This window comes from Bradyrhizobium sp. STM 3557 (genome assembly GCF_045571465.1).
Lineage (GTDB): Bacteria > Pseudomonadota > Alphaproteobacteria > Rhizobiales > Xanthobacteraceae > Bradyrhizobium.
Genome location: NZ_CP120697.1, coordinates 6,488,826 through 6,504,662, shown reverse-complemented (window position 1 = coordinate 6,504,662; position 15,837 = coordinate 6,488,826). Strand labels below are relative to the sequence as shown.

Genomic DNA, 15,837 nt, shown 5'->3' with positions numbered 1-15,837 from the left:
CTACCAGGCTAACTACGTGCAGCCGTCGACGAGCAGCAGCCTGCTCGTCGACGTTGTGTGGCGGATGTTGAACAGGCCCTGAATCTCACGATCGGCTAGGAACGCTTCCGCCTTGTCGCGCGTCTGGAATTCGATGATGACCACGCGCTCGGGCTTCCAATCCCCCTCGATGACCGTCGGCTGAACGCCTGGGACGATGTACTGCCCTGAATGTTTGGAGATGTAGGCAGGAATTTCAGCGATGTATTCCCTGAAACCGTCCATGTCGTTCACGGTCAAGTCGAGCACGAGGTAGGCTTTCATTCGTTTGCCTCGGTAGTTGCGCTTCAGACGAAGCGTAGCCCGGATGAGCGCAGCGATATCCGGGAAAGTCGCTCCCGCATGTCGCTATGCTCATGCGGGCTACGAACTGCGCATCATCATCTCGGCCGTCATCGTCCGCGAAGGCGGACGATCCAGTATCCCAGAGACGGTCGTGCTTTACTGAGATGCCGCGGCGTACTGGATCGCCCGGTCAAGCCGGGCGATGACAGTGTCAAAAGGCTCAACAAGTTTACGACAGCCGCATATCCAGCAAGCGGCGGCCCTCGGGCTTCAGCAGCCTCTTCACCGCGCTGGAGGCGACAACCTCGCCTTCATTGGCGTAGGCCTCGTGGTTCTTCTCGATGTCGTCGAGACGATAGAGATAGTTGACCATGATCCCCGCGGATTCGCGCAAGCCCTTGGGCGAGAGATCGCCGAGCCAGTTGATGCGCTCCAGCCGGGCGCCGTTGCCGAGATGGAAGCGCGCGACGGAGTCGATCAGCTTGCCCTTCGGTGTGCGCGCCTTCAGGAAGTAATAGGCGGCCAGCGGCTCCAGCATGGCGCGGAGCTGTGCCTCGGTCTCGCTGTTCTCGAACCATTTCGGCTCGTCGAGCAGCTTGAGCACCGCGCGATCTTCGTCGGTGATTTCGGTGGTCTGCTTCAGCCAGCCCATGAAGTTCGGCACCGGCGACAGGGTGACGAAGGTGTCGAGCTTCGGCAGCTCGCGGCGCAGCTCCTCCACCACCTGCTTGATCAGGAAATTGCCGAAGGAGATGCCGCCAAGCCCGCGCTGCGTGTTCGAGATCGAGTAGAACACGGCGGTGCGGGCGCGATCGATCGGCACCGGCTGGCGGTCGACCGCGAGCAGCGGCGCGATCGCCGACGGGATGGCTTCGGTGAGCGCCACCTCGACGAAGATCAGCGGCGCATCGGGCATCGCCGGATGGAAGAAGGCATAGCAGCGCCGGTCGACTGGATCGATGCGGCGGCGCAGATCGTCCCAGTCATGGATCTCGTGGACCGCTTCGTAACGGATGATCTGTTCCAGGATGTTGGCAGGTGTGGACCAATCGATCCGGCGCAGCACGAGAAACCCCCTGTTGAACCAAGAACTCAAGAGATGAACGACGTCGCGGTCGAGCGCGGCGAGCTCGGGATGGCCTTTCATCAATCCCAACAGGTCGGTGCGCATTGCGACCAGCTCGCCGGTGCCGCCCGGCGCGCGGTTGAGGCGGCGGATCAGCTCCTGCCGCCGCGGCTCGGAGGCGAAATGCAGCGCGCTGGCGCCTTCGTCGGTCGGCTTGGCGCGCCAGCTCTCGATCGCCTTGGCGAGCTTGGCCGTGTCGGGCCCGAAATTGTGCACCAGCGCAGTGAAGAACGCCTTTTGCCCTTCGGCATCGAGATCGTGATAGCCGTCCAGCACGTCGCGCGCCATCGCGGTGCCGGAGGCTTCGCCTGCGCCGGACACCAGCGCCTCGCAGAGCTCGGCCAGGGATTGGGCGTCATGCTTGATGGCCGGTGTATGGCCGCGTCCGAGGAGGGTGCGGCCGCGCTCGGAAATGGTGGAGAGCAGGTCGGTGAAAAAGGCGTTGGCCATCTGATGTTTCGTCGAATCCCCAGTGATCGGCTTCGGCTAACGTTACACTGATTTATGGCAAAGCTGGTCACAATCAAGCTTAAGGTTCGGTCAAGACCGCATCGGTGCGGCGGGTGTCGGCGCGCGCGCGTGCATGCGCCGCGGCTCCTCCTGCGCCGCGAATTCGGTCGGCGATCTCCCGGTCACCTGACGGAAAGCGTGCGAAAAGGCCGGCACGCTGGCATAGCCGAGATCGGCGGCGAGCTGCTTGATGGAGCCGTGGCGTCCGCTCGTCAGCCGCTCGATCGCCGCCGCGATCCGCGCGCGCTGACACCAGGCCTTGAAGCTGAGGCGGGTCTCCGCGGCAAACCGTCGCGACAGGGTTCGCGCCGAGGTGCCGACCTTGCGCGCCAGGGTGTCGATGTCGTCGGCATCCGCCGGTGCTGCCAGCACCATCTGCGCCGCCCGGCGGCAGCGCGGCTCCTGGGGCAGCGGAATGAAGCTGGAGGAATCGCCGGCATACCGCATTTCGCGCATGAGCAGCCTCACGAGCAGGCTAGCGCGCTCGCGGTCGTCGTCGCCATCGAACAGGGCCAGCACCACCTCGCGCAGCAAGGGCGACACGTGCACCACGAATTCATGGATAAGCCGCCCGCGATGGCCTTCGCCTTCCAGCCAATCGAGATCGAAATAGAGCGTTCGCATCTTGGTGTCGGCCAGCATGTCGATCGCATGCGGCAGCTTCGCAGGCACCCAGACAGCGCGATCCGGCGGCACCAGCCACAGTCCCTTCGGCGTCGTCACCTGCATCGTGCCGCTGGTCGCATAGACAAGCTGGGCCTCGCGATGCATGTGCGGATCGAGCCGCGTGCCCTGAGGAAAGCTGCGCGCGACCAGGTGCACGCCGGTCTCAATGGTGCGGCGGTCAGGATGGAGAGGGTGAATTGGCGCGTCGACGATGGTCATTGGCGGCATCCCGTCAGGATGGCCGACTATAGTCGATTTAAGGACATCAGAGGAATCGCCTTATGAATAGCCCGAGCCGGGTGATCGGCTTCGTCAATGCCGCGCACTTTATCGACCACTATGCGATGCTGATCTTCGCCGCCGCTGTCATCATCATGGGGCCGGCGCTGGGCATGGCCTATGCGGAGCTGCTGCCTTACGCGACGCCGGGCTTCATCGCCTTCGGCGCGGGCTCGCTGCTGACCGGCTGGCTCGGCGACCGCTGGAGCCGGCGCCATATGATGGTGATCTTCTATCTCGGCATCGGCGCCTCGATGATCGCGGTGGGCTTCGTCTCGAACCCGCTGCAGCTCGGCGTTGCGCTGTTTTCGATCGGGCTGTTCGCCTCGATCTATCACCCCGTGGGCACCGCGATGATCGTCTCCTATGCTGACAAGCTCGGCCGCGAGATGGGCATCAACGGCGTGTTCGGCAATCTCGGCGTCGCCTCCTCGGCGCTGGTCACCGGCGTGATCGGCCAATATCTCGGCTGGCGCTTTGCCTTCATCATTCCCGGCGTGATCACGATGGGGATCGGTGTGGCCTTCGCGGCGCTGGTGGTGCATGAGGATCGCAAGGGATCCAAGCAGGCGGCTGCGCAGGCGCGCGTCGCCCGCGAGCACATGTGGCGGGTCGTGGTGTCGCTCCTGATTGTCGTGATCGCAATCTCGACCACCTTCAACGCGGTGACCGTGGCGCTGCCAAAGCTGTTCGCCGAACGGCTCGCGGGCCTGACGCAAAGCCCGGCGCTGCTCGGCCTGATCGCCGCCGGCGTCTATGTGTTCGGCGCGATGACGCAATACACGATCGGCAGGCTTCTCGATCGTCATGCATTGAAGACCGTGGCACTGCCACTCTCGGTCATATTGGCGCCGCTGCTCTACCTCGCCGCCAGCTTCTCCGACCTGCCGCTGATCCTGGTGTCGATCGGCATCGTGATGGGCGCGTTCGGGCAGGTGACGGTCAACGATGCCATGGTCGGCAAGTATACATCTGAGGAATGGCGCTCGCGCGCCTATGCCGTGCGTTATTTCGTCGGCTTCACCGCGGCGGGCGCTTCCGTCGGCCTGGTGGCGTGGCTCTATCAGCAGGGCGGTTTTGCCACCATGCTGCATGCCTTTGCCGGTCTCTGCCTGCTGGCGATCGCAGCCGCGCTGATCCTGCCGCCGGAAATCAAGGTGCCGGCGCCCGTAGGGGCGCGATGAACTTGATGGAACCGGTGGGGGATCGGCGTACGCGGTTCACCTCTCCCCGTTGGGGAGAGGTCGCGCCGGAGGCGCGGGTGAGGGGCCGCGACTCCGTCGATAGACCGTTACCCCTCACCCGGATTGCATCTGTCGATGCAATCCGACCTCTCCCGATGGGAGAGGTGGATCTTTTCCGTAGACGCATCTTGGGCTCATCGATTCAAGAGGCGAGTGGAGCTTCGTTGGCTACAGTCTTCCGCTTGCGCTGCGTCCGCCAGTTCTCGAAGCGCTGCACCACGACGAAGAACGCCGGCACGAACAGCACCGCAAGGCAGGTCGACGCCAGCATGCCCGAGAACACCGTGATGCCGATCGACTTGCGCGCGCTGGCGCCGGCCCCAGTCGCCAGCACCAGCGGCACCACGCCGAGAATGAAGGCGAACGAGGTCATCAGGATCGGGCGGAAGCGGGCGCGCGCGGCCTCGATCGCGGCCTCCATCAGCGGCTTGCCGTCGCGGCCGTGCAGCTCGAGCCCGACCTCGACGATCAGGATCGCATTCTTGGCCGACAGCGCGATCAGGAGGATCAGGCCGATCTGGACGTAGAGATTATTGTCGATCTTGAGCGCCGAGAGCACCGCGGTCGGTCCGAGCAGCGACAGCGGCACGGCCAGGATGACCGAGATCGGCGCGTACCAGCTCTCATATTGTCCGGCCAGCACTAGGTAGACCAGCAGCATCGCGAGCCCGAAGGTGAGATAGATCTGACCCGAGACCGCCTTCTCCTGATACGACATCGCAGTCCATTCGAAGCCGCTGCCCTGCGGCAGCGTCTTGGCGGCGATCTCCTCCATCAGCTTGAGCGACTGTCCGGAGCTGTAGCCCTGGGCGGGCAGGCCGATGACGCTGGCGGAGGGGTAGAGATTGTAGAGGCTGATCAGCGAGGGGCCGACCGCCGGCGTCACCGTCGCGACCGTGCCGAGCGGAATCATGTCGCCATTTTGATTGCGCACCATCATGGTCTCGAGATCGCGCGCGCTCAGGCGAAATTTGGCATCGGCCTGCACATAGACCTGGAACACGCGGCCGAACTTGTTGAACTGGTTGACGTAGGAGGCGCCAAGGTAGGAGGCGAGCGCGGAGAACACTTGGTCGGTTGTGACGTGCAGGGTCTGGGTCTTGACGCGGTCGACCTCGACGTCGAATTGCGGCACCGTGGCGCGGAACGGCGAGGAGACGCGTTGCAGCGCGCTCTGGGTCTGGGCATTGGCGACAACGGCCGAGGTGATCGCCTGCAGCTTGGCGTAGTCGCTGTTGCCGTCGCGCAGCTCGATCTGCATGGCGAAGCCGGCGGCATTGCCGATGCCCTGGATCGGTGGCGGCGGCAGCACCAGGGTGCGCGCTTCCATCACCGCTGCCACCTTATCGTTGAGGCCATAAACAAGAGAGCGCAGATCCTCGCCCTTGCCGCGGGAGTCCCAGTCCTTCAGCACGATATAGGCGACGCCGGCGTTCGCAAGGCTCGCGCTGTTGTCGAGCGCGGAGATGCCGGCGATGGTGATGACCTGCGCCACGCCCGGCGTGCTACCTGCGATCTCGCTGACTTTCTCCAGCGCCGCCTGGGTGCGGTCGAGCGAGGCGCCGTCGGGAAGCTGCACCGCCGCCATGAGATAGCCCTGGTCCTCGATCGGCAGGAAGCCGGTCGGCACCCGCGACAGGCCATAGAAGCCGATTGCGATCAGCATCAGCGCTGCGATGACGGAAGCCGTGCTGTGGGCGACGAGCCGGCCGATCAGCGCCGTGTAGCGCCGCTCCAATCGGCCGTAGAGATTGTTGAAAGTCCGGTAGAAAACATTGCGCCGCTCCAGCGGCACCGCGGGCCGCAGCCACAGCGCGCATTGCGTCGGCTTCAACGTCGCGGCGTTGATCGCCGACAGCAGCGCGGTCGCCGCGATCACCAGCGCGAATTGCGCGTAGATCCGGCCCGTCAGTCCTGGCAGGAAGGCTGCGGGCAGAAAGACCGAGATCAGCACCAGCGTGATGCCAACAATCGGCGCGAACAGCTGATCCATGGCGCGAATCGCCGCATCATGGCCGTTCATGCCGCGCTCGATATTGTGCGCGGCGCCTTCGACCACGACGATAGCATCATCCACCACGATGCCGATCGCGAGCACGATCGCAAACAGCGTCGACAGGTTGATGGTGAAGCCGAGCGCGGCCATGCCGGCGAAGGCGCCGATGATGGTGACGGGCACGGTGGTGGCCGGCACCAGCATCGCGCGCCAGTCCTGCAGGAACACCAGGATCACGATCAGCACCAGGACGCCGGCCTCGATCAAGGTCTTGTAGACCTCATGGATTGAGGCATTGACGAATTTGGTGGTGTCGAACGGCGCGTCGTACTTGATGCCTTGCGGAAAACTCTTGGCGAGTTCAGCCATCCGCTGCTCGACGGCCTGCTCCACCTGCAGCGCATTCGCACCGGGCGACTGGAACACGCCGATGCCGGTAGCGGGCTGATGGCCGAGCGAGAAGATCTGGCTGTAGGTCTGCGCGCCGAGCTCGACCGAACCGACGTCGCGCACGCGCGTCACGTCGCCGTTGTTGCCGGTCTTGACGATGATGTCCTCGAACTGGCTGGCATCGCCGAGCCGGCCGGCAACGTTGAGCGTGTACTGAAATGCTTGCCCAGGCGGCGTCGGCGGTGCGCCGACCTGGCCAGCGGTGACCTGCTGACTCTGCTGTTGGATCGCCTGGATCACGTCCTGCGGCACCAGGGCGCGCGCCTGCAGCTTGTTCGGATCAAGCCAGACCCGCATCGAATATTGGCCGGCGCCGAACACGGTGACATTGCCGACGCCCGGCAGCCGCGCCAGCTCGTCCTTCAGATTGATGGTGGCGTAGTTGCTCAGAAAGAGACTGTCGTAGCGCGCATCAGGCGAGGTCAGCGTCACGAACAAAAGAATCGACGTCGACCTCTTCTGCACCGTCACGCCCTGGTTCTGGACCGCCTGCGGCAGCTGCGACAGCGCGCTGGAGACGCGGTTCTGCACCAGCACCTGCGCGAAGTTGAGATCGGTGCCGATCTTGAAGGTCACGGTCAGCGTGTAGGTGCCGTCGGCGCCGCTGTAGGACTGCATGTAGAGCATGTCCTCGACGCCATTGACCTGTTGCTCGATCGGCAGCGCCACGGTGTCGACCAGCGTCTTGGCGCTGGCGCCAGGATAGCGTGTCGTGACCTGCACGGTCGGCGGCACGACGTCGGGATATTGCGCGACGGCGAGCTTGAACAGCGCGACCGCGCCGATCAGGATCATCAGCAGCGCGATGACGTTGGAGAGGACCGGCCGCTCGATGAAGAATTTGGAGATCATCGGCCGCTCCTACTTGTTGGCAGCGGATTGTTCGATCGGCTTAAGCTGCGGATCGACCTTCTGGCCGGGAATCACCCGCAGCAGGCCGGCGATCACGATACGGTCCTCCGGCGCGAGGCCGCTCTCGATCACGCGCAAGCCCCCGTCGAGGGGTCCGATCGTCACCTTGCGCTGCTCGACGAGGTTCTCGCCGTTGACGACCAGCAGGTAGCGGCCGCTCTGGTCGGTGCCGAGCGCGAGGTCGGGGACGAGCAGGGCATTCTCGGTACGGTCGGTCGGCACGCGGATGCGGACGAAATAGCCGGGCAGCAGCACACGGTTCGGGTTCGGCACCAGACCTCGCACGGCCAGCGTGCCGGTCGACTGGTTGATGGTGGGCGCCGCGTAGTCGAGCTTGCCCTGATGCGGATAGCCGTCCTCGGTCTGCAGGCCCACCTCGACGGGGATCTGCCTGAAGTCGGACGGCGTCAGGCCGCGCCGCCGCGCCTCGGCGCGAATCCGCAGCACGTCCTGTTCGTTGACGGTGAAGTTCACATAGATCGGATCGAGCGAGACGATGCTCGCAAGCTGCGTCGGCGAGGCGACACCGACGAGCTCGCCCACCGAAACCAGATGTGCGCTGACGACGCCGTCGAATGGCGCGCTCACCTTGGTGTAGCCGTAGTTGACCTGCGCGATACGGGTGTTGGCCTGCGCCTGCTGCAGATTGGCCTGCGCATTGTCGCGTGCAGAGGTCGAGTTCTCGAGCGTCGCCTGCGACACCGCCTGGCGCGCAACGAGATCCGATTGCCGGCGGAAGTCAGCCTCGGCCTGCTTCAGCGACGCCTCGGCGCCGGCTTCTGCTGCCTGCGCCTGATCGAGCTTGAGCTTGTAGGTCTCGGGCTCGATCGTGAACAGCTGGGTGCCTTCCTTGACCGTGTCGCCGTCCCTGTAGTCGATAGACTGCAGAAAGCCCTGCACCCGTGCGACCAGGTCGACGCTGCGCACGGGCGCTGTGTTGCCGGTGGCTTCGAGATAGCGCGTCACGGCGCGCTGCACCGGCTGCGCAACTTCGACCTTCGGCGGCGGTGGCTGTTGGAACGTGTTCTGCTCGCAGCCGGCGAGCAGCAGCGATGCCAGCATGAGCTTCGCGAAGACAGGCCAGCAGCGCGATCCAAGCAGAAACTCAGCAAACAGAGATCTGGAGCACGATGGCGAATCCGTCGGCATCATCTGCAAAGTCCATCTGAATGGTTTTAAAAATAAGCACGGCAGCAAGCACACTGGCTTTTAGCAACAATCGCGATGCAACGAAACCCGAAACGGAAGATGATACAAACCGATATAGCAATAAGATCGGCAATTCGCGCGTCGGCCGTTACGGATTTGTCCGCCACGAATGTGGCGACGCACCCAATTTTTCACAGTTGCCAAGACCGGGCGCGGAGCGCAGGTTAGTAGGCTGTACCGTCTTATGCATGCGCATGCTTTTCAACGGCCGGCAGCCCTTGCCTCCGCAGCCGGCGTATTTGGCTTTCAAAAACCTTTGGGATCTCTCCGATGACAAATAGCTTCAAACGCTTTTCGCTGATTTCGATGGTTATCGCGAGCGGCCTTGTGGCGACCCAGGCCCTCGCCCAGGCGCCGACCACTGCTCAACGCAACGCCATCAAATCGTCGTGCCGCTCGGACTACATGGCGCATTGCTCCAGCGTGCAACCGGGCGGCGCCGCCGCCTTGCAATGCCTGCAGAAGAACATGACGAGCCTGTCCTCATCGTGTCAGGCCGCGGTGAAAGCCGTCACGTCGTCCGAAGCGAAACCCGCTCCACCGGCAGCTGCGGAAGACAAGCCGGCAGCGGCCGCGAAGGCCGCTCCGGAGGCGGCACCTGCCGCGACTACTGCTCCCGCCGCAACCGCAGCGCCGGCGGCAACGACTGCGGCGCCAGCGACGCGCGCGCTGGCGCTGCGTCCGTTGCGGCCGATCGAGGAGATCAGGATCGTCAATGCCGCTTGCGGCGCGGATGCACGGGCATTGTGTGGCGGGATCGAGCCCGGCGGCGGACGCATCGCGCGCTGTCTCGCCGCGAATGCGGCTGCGCTGTCACCGCCTTGCAGAAGCATGCTGGCGCGATTCGCGGCGCGCTGATGTCTGCGTGCGCTTGACGATGTGAGACCGAATTTTCCCAACCTCTGAATTTCGACATCGAGGAGTTCATCATGCGCTTTGCTCTTTCTGCCGTGACTGGTGTTTTCACACTGGCGGCGACGCTGTTCTTTGCCGCGTCCGACGCGAATGCGGTGGTGTGCGCACGCGGCGTCTATCGCGCAGGCTGCGCCGGGCCCGCAGGTGCGGTCGTTGTACGTAAGCCACCGGTCGCGTGCAGGACCGTCATCGTGAACGGTGTCGCAGTGCGCCGGTGTGTTTGATTGGCGAGTGATATCGCTTGATTTGATTTGCTAATTGATGGCGCGCAAAGAAATCTGCGCGTCGTAATTTGTTTGCGTGCGGCGCAGTAATTTGTATTTAAGAATGGCCTCGCCATGGTAGCGGGCGTAGTTTCACCCGTGTAACGATGGAGAAGGCCATGTCCTTTTGGCGTGCGCTGCGTGCCGCAACGCTTGCGGTTGTAGTTGTCATGATGGGAGCAGGCCTTGCGCATGCCGGCGGATTGAAGGACGAGATCGCGCCGACAGGGAAGCTGCGGGTTGCGATCGCGATCAGTCCGGCTGGCGGCGCGTTCTGGTGCAGCAAGACCGAGAACGGCTATGCCGGCGTACCGGTCGATCTCGGTCGCGCGATGGCCGAGCAGCTGGGTGTGCCGGTTGAATATGTCGCATTCGACAACTCCGGTCAGATCACGGAGGCTGCATCGCAGGGGACGTGGGACGTCACCTTCCTGCCGAAAGACAAGGAGCGCGAGAGCAAGATGTCGTTCGGCCCGATCTATGAGGTCGCGGACGCAACCTACATCGTCAAGGCCGGCTCCAAGGTGACGAATTTCGCTACGCTGGACCAGGCGGGTACTGAGGTCGCCGCGGTGAAGAACACCACGACGATGCGCGGCGCCCAGGCGCATCTGAAGAAGGCAACGGTCACCGGTTATCAGACCTTCGAGGAGATCGTGTGGCTGCTGAAGGCCGGCGAGATCGAGGCTTTTGCGCTGTCGCGCGATCAGCTCAACGCGCTCGCCAAGCAGCTGCCGGGCACCAAGGTGCTCGACGAAACCTTCAAGAAGACGGTCACCGCCACGGCGGTGCCGCTCAACCATCCGCAGTCGCTCGCGTTTGTCGGCAAGTACATGACGGAGGCGGCCTCGAACGGCGTGTTGCGCAAAGCCTATGACAATAATGGTCTGAAGGAGACCCCGATCCACACGCAGTAAGCCAGCGCCCGGTCATCGGAGCGAAGGCCTGATTAGTCAGGCAGCTGCGTCCGCCGGCTGCAGAAAATCCGCGATCGCCGCAAGGAAGCTGTCCGGCTGCTCCAGCAGCGGGCAATGACCGCAGCCCGGCAGCTCGATATAGGACGCGCCGGCGATCCGCTCCGCCAAGAGCCGACACGGCGCCGGCGGCGTCGCCGCATCGAGCTCGCCGCAGACCACGCGCACGGCCTTCCTGATCTTGCCGAGCTCGGGCGTCAGGTCCGCGCTCATCAGGCAGGCCGCGATGAATCCCCGATACCAAGCAGGACGTTGCGGCGCTGCCCGATCGCTTCGGGGGGCGCCGCTAGACAGGCGGCATGGAAGACGCGGTTGGCCGAGATGGTCGCGACCGATCCGATGCCGTCCTGCGCGACCTTGGAGGCATGATGCGCTCGATTACTGCGGCGCACCGGTCAGCGCGTTCCAGCCGTCGGCCTGGATGCGGGTGATCAGCCTGTAGCTGCCGTTTCCGGCCGGCTGGAAAATCGAGGCCTCGCCTTCGTGGACGTCGGACCAGCCTTCGCCCAAGGCATCGATGATGTTGGGCTTGTGCGAAACGATCACGACGTTCTTGTCGGCCGGTGGCTGGGTCCCAATGAGCTTGCGGAACGCTTCGGCGCGCCGCTTGCTTTCTTCGGGAGGGATCGCAGGGCCGCTTTCGGCGAGATCGGCAATAGGCCTGACTTCGCCGAGCTCGAGCAGCGTCGCGGTGTCGAGCGCCCGCTGCACCGTGCTGGCCATGACCAGTCCCACGGGGATGTTCAGCTTGCGCTTCGACTGTCCGATCGCTTTGGCCTGCGCTCTGCCGCGCTCGCTGAGCTGACGATCCGCAGGAACATTGGGCCTGCTCATCGAGTCCACCTTCGACGGCTCGGACGTGGTCGCGCCATGGCGCAGGACGATGACATATCCGCCGCGGCGCACGTCATCGAGCCATGCGGTCCCGGTCGGAGCCTGGGCTCGCGCAGCGAACGGAAGCACGGCGAGCAGGGCTGACAACAGCAGCAGTTGCGTCCTGGGCATGAATCCCTCCTGGGCCGGCTTGATCGAGGGTCCGCGCTGCATCAACACGCCGCGCGAGTGTGCAGTCTCTGGCACACCCGCGAAGGATATCATCCGTAGCTTGATCAGGCGTCCCGTGAATGGGGGATGTTTGTCGCCAGCTCCAGAGGATGTGATCGCCATCTGGGATGAAATAGCGCCCGCGTCGTCATGATCGCCGCGGGCTCGTTTGCCGCTGTTAAATCCAGCAGGAGCGCTGCCTGGCCTTGGCTCATTTTGTCGACGCTGGCGCGATCGGATCGAGGCCGCTATCGATGATGGTCTGGCGCGCCGCCGGCGAGCCCAGGAACTTGATCAGGGTCTGACCCGCCTCCGGCTCCTTCGACACGCTGGCGATGCCGGCCGAGAACACGGTGATCTTCTGGATGTCGGCCGGCAGCGGGCCGACGATGTCGATGCCCTTCACGGGCTTGAGCTCGCTGATCTGCTGCAAGCCGAGCTCGGCCTCGCCATGGGCGACGATCTCGCCGACCGGAGTGGCCGGGATCATCTTTGCCTTGTCCTTCATCTGCTCCTTGATGCCGAGCTTGTCGAACATCTCGGTCGAGACATAGACACCGCTGGCGCTGTCGGAATAGGCGACGGACTTGGCCGCGAGCAAGGCCTGCTTCACTGCGTCCGAGGTGGCGATGTCGGGATGCGGGCTGCCGGACTTGACGGCGATGCCGATGGGCGAATTCACGAGGTCGACGCGGCTGCCTTCCCTGACCTTACCGGACTTGATGAGGTCGCCGAGCGCGTAGCCGACCATGATCAGAACGTCCGCCGGCTCGCCGCGCGCGAGCCGTACCGGAATGGCGTTCGTGGTGGTGCCCATCGACGGCCCGAAGGCGAGGAGGACCTTGTTGCCGCTGGTGCGCTCATACTCCGGCACCAGCGCCTTCACCGCCGCGGTCAGGCCGCCGGAGATCATCACATGGATCTCGGCCGCGTTGGCCGAAACAGACAGCGCGAGGGCCGTCGCGAAGCCGAGTGCGAAGGTGCGGATAGTCGCGGCGAAGGTCATTGCATTTCTCTCCCGAAGACAGCCGGCGTTATCAAGGCTGCGCGTCGGATAGCGTGCTTCGCTGGGGAGAGCTACGGCGAATTTGTCGTGGAGACCGTCGTCCAGCGCGGTGGTGCGCTGCGAAGACTACGAATTCACGTGCACGAAGTCGCGCAGCAGTGGGTAGATCTCGTTATTCCATTTGCGGCCCGAGAATACGCCGTAATGGCCGACGCCGGCCTGCATGTGGTGTACGCGGCGGAAGGCGCGCACGCTGGTGCAGAGCTCCTGCGCAGCCAGCGTCTGACCGATCGAGCAGATGTCGTCCTTCTCGCCCTCGACCGTCATCAAGCCGATGCGGCGCACCGCGGCCGGATTCACCACCCGGCCCTTGTAGGTCAATCTGCCCTGCGGCAGCAGATGCTCCTGGAAGACGTCGCGCACGGTCTCGATGTAGAACTCGGCCGGCAGGTCCATGACCGCGAAATATTCGTCATAGAAGGTCTTGATGCTCGCCGCCTTCTCGATCTCGCCCCTCGCCAGATGATTGGCGAGGTCCATGTGCTGCTTGAGATGGCGCTCGAGGTTCATCGAGACGAAAGCGGCGAGCTGCACGAAACCGGGATAGACTTTGCGAAATGCGCCCTGGCACTGCATCGGCACGTAGTGGATCAGATTGTTCTCGAACCACCTGAGCGGCTTGCTCTTAGCGAATTCATTGACCTTGGTCGGCTGGATCCGCGTGTCGATCGGTCCCGCCATCAGCGTCAGGCTCGCCGGGCGCGACGGATGATCGTCCTCGCACATGATGGCCGTGGCGGCGAGCGCCGACACGGACGGTTGGCAGATCGCGATCATATGCGGACGCGGCCCGAGCTTCCCTAAGAAGGTAATCAGGTGCTCGGTATAGTCGTCGAGCCCGAACCGGCCGTGCGCGCGCGGGATGTCGCGCGGATTGTGCCAGTCGGTGATGTAGACGTCATGGTCCTGCAGCAGCGTCTTGACCGTGCCGCGGAGCAGCGTGGCGAAGTGCCCGGACATCGGCGCCACCAAGAGCACCCGCGGCTGCTCCGGCGCGCCGTCCTTGCTGAAATGCAGCAGCGAGCCGAAGGGGGTCTTGAACGCGACCTCCTCGCGGACCGGCACCTCATGATTGCCGACCATGACGCTGGTAATGCCGTAGGCCGGGCGCGCATAGGTCAGCGACGAACGCGAGATCAGCTCCAGCGCCGCTGCGAGCCGCCCCCACGCCCGCCGCGACAGCCCTTGCGGGAGCAGATGGAGGTAGCGCAGCGCCGCCGCCGCGCCCTGCCGCCAGGGTTCGGTCAGGTCCATATGGTTCTGGTAGGCCTGGTACAGCAGCGCCATCGCATCGTCCGTCGCTCTCGGCTTTGGGCATGCAATATCGGAGCCAGAGCGGCGCCGGCCTGCCTGGAAAATTGGCACGTCGCTTGCTGCGCGAAGGCGGTGGGTATCGGGTGCGAAGCGGCATTGACCACGAGGGGAGGCGAGCGACATGGCCAAAGCGACATTGACCATCAGCAGCAAGAACTACTCGTCGTGGTCGCTGCGCGGCTGGCTGCTGGCCCGGTTCGCCGGCCTCGACTTCGAGGAGATCGTCACCGCGCCGGACGATCCGTCGGCGCGCGCCGAAATCCTGCTGCTGTCGCCGACCATCCTGGTGCCGTGCCTGCGGCATGACGGCGCTACCATCTGGGACACGCTGGCGATCGGCGAATATCTCCACGAGACCTTCCCGCAGGCCGGCCTGCTGCCGGCGGACCGCATCCAGCGCGCGCATTGCCGCTCGATCTGCGGCGAGATCCATTCCGGCTTCACCACTTTGCGCGCCTCGCTGCCGGTCAACCTCAAGGGGCACTTTCCCGGCTTCAAGGTCTGGAACAGGGCGCAGGCCGACATCGACCGCGTCTGCACCATCTGGCGCGAGTGCCTCGACAAGTCCGGTGGCCCGTTCCTGTTCGGTGAGCGCGGCATGGCGGACGCGATGTATGCGCCGGTGGTCACCCGTTTCGCGACCTATGACGTCAGGCTGGAGCCGCGATTGAAAGCCTATGCCGATCTGATCATGGCGATGCCGGAGATGATCGCGTGGGTGGAGGCAGCGCGCGCCGAGCCTGCGGAGATCGAAGAGCTCGAGGTCGAATATTGAAGACGCGAGCGCGCGCGGACAGCGCAGCCTAGCGTCCAGGCAGGCCGTGCTCGTTTTGAGTCCAGCCAAGCCTTACGTCCAAGCCTTAACCTGTTGCGGTCCGGCCCGCTTCGACCGCACCCAGGGCTTGGCCTGCATCTGGTAGGTCGTCTCGGCCCGCACCGATACCTGGCGTGAACAGGGCTCGTACGAATCGCTTCTGCCGATTCGAGCCCGATTCGTTCCGGCCGCGTTCCGATCGTTAAGACCGACGCATCGCGGCGTCACGTTTTGAGGCAGCGCGCGCCCAAGGCGTATCGTACTCAAATACTAATTTGGCGGGACGGCCATTCCGGCAAGCATGTCGGGCATGACACGTCCCGTCGTGAGCGCCGTCCGCACGCGCAAAGCGCGGCGGAGGGAATTTGAAACCTCATCCGCCCGGTCGAAACGCACGGCGGTGCAGTTCCTCTCAATTGCATGAACTAATAAGAGGGCACGCGATCGGACGTGAAGACAGGGCCGATGCGCCCGTGTCGTCCGCCACGTTCCTCGAAGCGCATGCGCGGAAAACGCCAGCCGACCACGGTGGCTTCCAGCCGTCCGCCGGATTCCTGGTTGTGCCACTGACCGTCGACATAGAAGCACGGGAACGGAAGTTGATAGGTGCCGCTGTGATCCTCGCACAGCACCTCGACCGCCTGGCCCGGCGGTGGTTCACCGTTGCCATCGAATTGCGCCAGCCGTTTTTCGCGTGTAGCCATTCTGTCCATCTCCCTAAAAACGGGTCG

At 64.2% G+C, this 15,837-nt stretch carries 16 protein-coding genes; 6 read left to right on the top strand and 10 right to left on the bottom strand.

Annotated elements, in window-relative coordinates:
- Positions 1-12 precede the first annotated feature (12 nt).
- From P6U24_RS30120 to P6U24_RS30110, 3 genes are all read right to left on the bottom strand, one after another.
- Positions 13-303: a DUF1330 domain-containing protein gene (locus P6U24_RS30120; protein ID WP_407156060.1), complete on the bottom strand. Its 291-nt coding sequence runs from the start codon at positions 301-303 to the stop codon at positions 13-15.
- Positions 304-553: 250 nt separating this feature from the next.
- Positions 554-1,900: a malonyl-CoA decarboxylase gene (locus P6U24_RS30115; protein WP_407156059.1), complete on the bottom strand. Its 1,347-nt coding sequence runs from the start codon at positions 1,898-1,900 to the stop codon at positions 554-556.
- Positions 1,901-1,990: 90 nt separating this feature from the next.
- Positions 1,991-2,845 carry an AraC family transcriptional regulator gene (locus tag P6U24_RS30110; protein ID WP_407156058.1) on the bottom strand — a complete coding sequence of 285 codons (855 nt, stop codon included), beginning with the start codon at positions 2,843-2,845 and terminating at the stop codon, positions 1,991-1,993.
- A gap of 62 nt (positions 2,846-2,907) precedes the next feature.
- Here P6U24_RS30110 and P6U24_RS30105 point away from each other — a divergent pair, with 62 nt between their 5' ends.
- Positions 2,908-4,089 (top strand): MFS transporter, encoded by a 1,182-nt coding sequence (locus P6U24_RS30105; RefSeq protein ID WP_407156057.1) that lies wholly within the window; start codon positions 2,908-2,910, stop codon positions 4,087-4,089.
- A 202-nt stretch (positions 4,090-4,291) separates the two neighbouring features.
- On the opposite strand, the gene P6U24_RS30100 is transcribed toward P6U24_RS30105, so the two are convergent.
- Complete coding sequence (locus tag P6U24_RS30100) at positions 4,292-7,447, bottom strand: efflux RND transporter permease subunit (protein ID WP_407156056.1); 3,156 nt, start codon at positions 7,445-7,447, stop codon at positions 4,292-4,294.
- A 9-nt stretch (positions 7,448-7,456) separates the two neighbouring features.
- Positions 7,457-8,569, bottom strand: a complete 1,113-nt coding sequence (locus P6U24_RS30095) for an efflux RND transporter periplasmic adaptor subunit (RefSeq protein ID WP_407156055.1) — start codon at positions 8,567-8,569, stop codon at positions 7,457-7,459.
- Here P6U24_RS30095 and P6U24_RS30090 point away from each other — a divergent pair.
- From P6U24_RS30090 to P6U24_RS30075, 4 genes are all read left to right on the top strand, one after another.
- Complete coding sequence (locus tag P6U24_RS30090; RefSeq protein ID WP_407156054.1) at positions 8,568-8,720, top strand: hypothetical protein; 153 nt, start codon at positions 8,568-8,570, stop codon at positions 8,718-8,720. The genes P6U24_RS30095 and P6U24_RS30090 overlap by 2 nt on opposite strands.
- A gap of 266 nt (positions 8,721-8,986) precedes the next feature.
- Positions 8,987-9,574 carry a cysteine rich repeat-containing protein gene (locus P6U24_RS30085; protein WP_407156053.1) on the top strand — a complete coding sequence of 196 codons (588 nt, stop codon included), beginning with the start codon at positions 8,987-8,989 and terminating at the stop codon, positions 9,572-9,574.
- 71 nt (positions 9,575-9,645) lie between these two features.
- The gene (locus tag P6U24_RS30080) at positions 9,646-9,855 is read left to right on the top strand and encodes a hypothetical protein (protein WP_407156052.1); all 210 of its coding nucleotides are present in this window, start codon (positions 9,646-9,648) and stop codon (positions 9,853-9,855) included.
- 158 nt (positions 9,856-10,013) lie between these two features.
- Complete coding sequence (locus P6U24_RS30075; RefSeq protein WP_407156051.1) at positions 10,014-10,811, top strand: transporter substrate-binding domain-containing protein; 798 nt, start codon at positions 10,014-10,016, stop codon at positions 10,809-10,811.
- A gap of 36 nt (positions 10,812-10,847) precedes the next feature.
- Here the strand turns inward: P6U24_RS30075 and P6U24_RS30070 are convergent, their stop codons facing one another.
- The 4 genes from P6U24_RS30070 to P6U24_RS30055 all read right to left on the bottom strand — a co-directional run bounded on the left by P6U24_RS30070 (position 10,848) and on the right by P6U24_RS30055 (position 14,265).
- A complete protein-coding gene (locus tag P6U24_RS30070; protein WP_407160643.1) occupies positions 10,848-11,162 on the bottom strand; it encodes an alpha/beta fold hydrolase in 315 nt (104 codons plus the stop codon).
- 84 nt (positions 11,163-11,246) lie between these two features.
- Positions 11,247-11,873 (bottom strand): histidine phosphatase family protein, encoded by a 627-nt coding sequence (locus P6U24_RS30065; protein ID WP_407156050.1) that lies wholly within the window; start codon positions 11,871-11,873, stop codon positions 11,247-11,249.
- A gap of 250 nt (positions 11,874-12,123) precedes the next feature.
- Positions 12,124-12,918 carry a substrate-binding domain-containing protein gene (locus P6U24_RS30060; protein ID WP_407156049.1) on the bottom strand — a complete coding sequence of 265 codons (795 nt, stop codon included), beginning with the start codon at positions 12,916-12,918 and terminating at the stop codon, positions 12,124-12,126.
- A 126-nt stretch (positions 12,919-13,044) separates the two neighbouring features.
- Complete coding sequence (locus P6U24_RS30055; protein ID WP_407156048.1) at positions 13,045-14,265, bottom strand: polyhydroxyalkanoate depolymerase; 1,221 nt, start codon at positions 14,263-14,265, stop codon at positions 13,045-13,047.
- A 148-nt stretch (positions 14,266-14,413) separates the two neighbouring features.
- Here P6U24_RS30055 and P6U24_RS30050 point away from each other — a divergent pair, with 148 nt between their 5' ends.
- Positions 14,414-15,067: a glutathione S-transferase family protein gene (locus tag P6U24_RS30050; RefSeq protein ID WP_407156047.1), complete on the top strand. Its 654-nt coding sequence runs from the start codon at positions 14,414-14,416 to the stop codon at positions 15,065-15,067.
- 464 nt (positions 15,068-15,531) lie between these two features.
- Here P6U24_RS30050 and P6U24_RS30045 read toward each other — a convergent pair whose 3' ends face one another.
- Positions 15,532-15,810 carry a hypothetical protein gene (locus tag P6U24_RS30045; protein WP_407156046.1) on the bottom strand — a complete coding sequence of 93 codons (279 nt, stop codon included), beginning with the start codon at positions 15,808-15,810 and terminating at the stop codon, positions 15,532-15,534.
- Between the last annotated feature and the right edge of the window lie 27 nt (positions 15,811-15,837).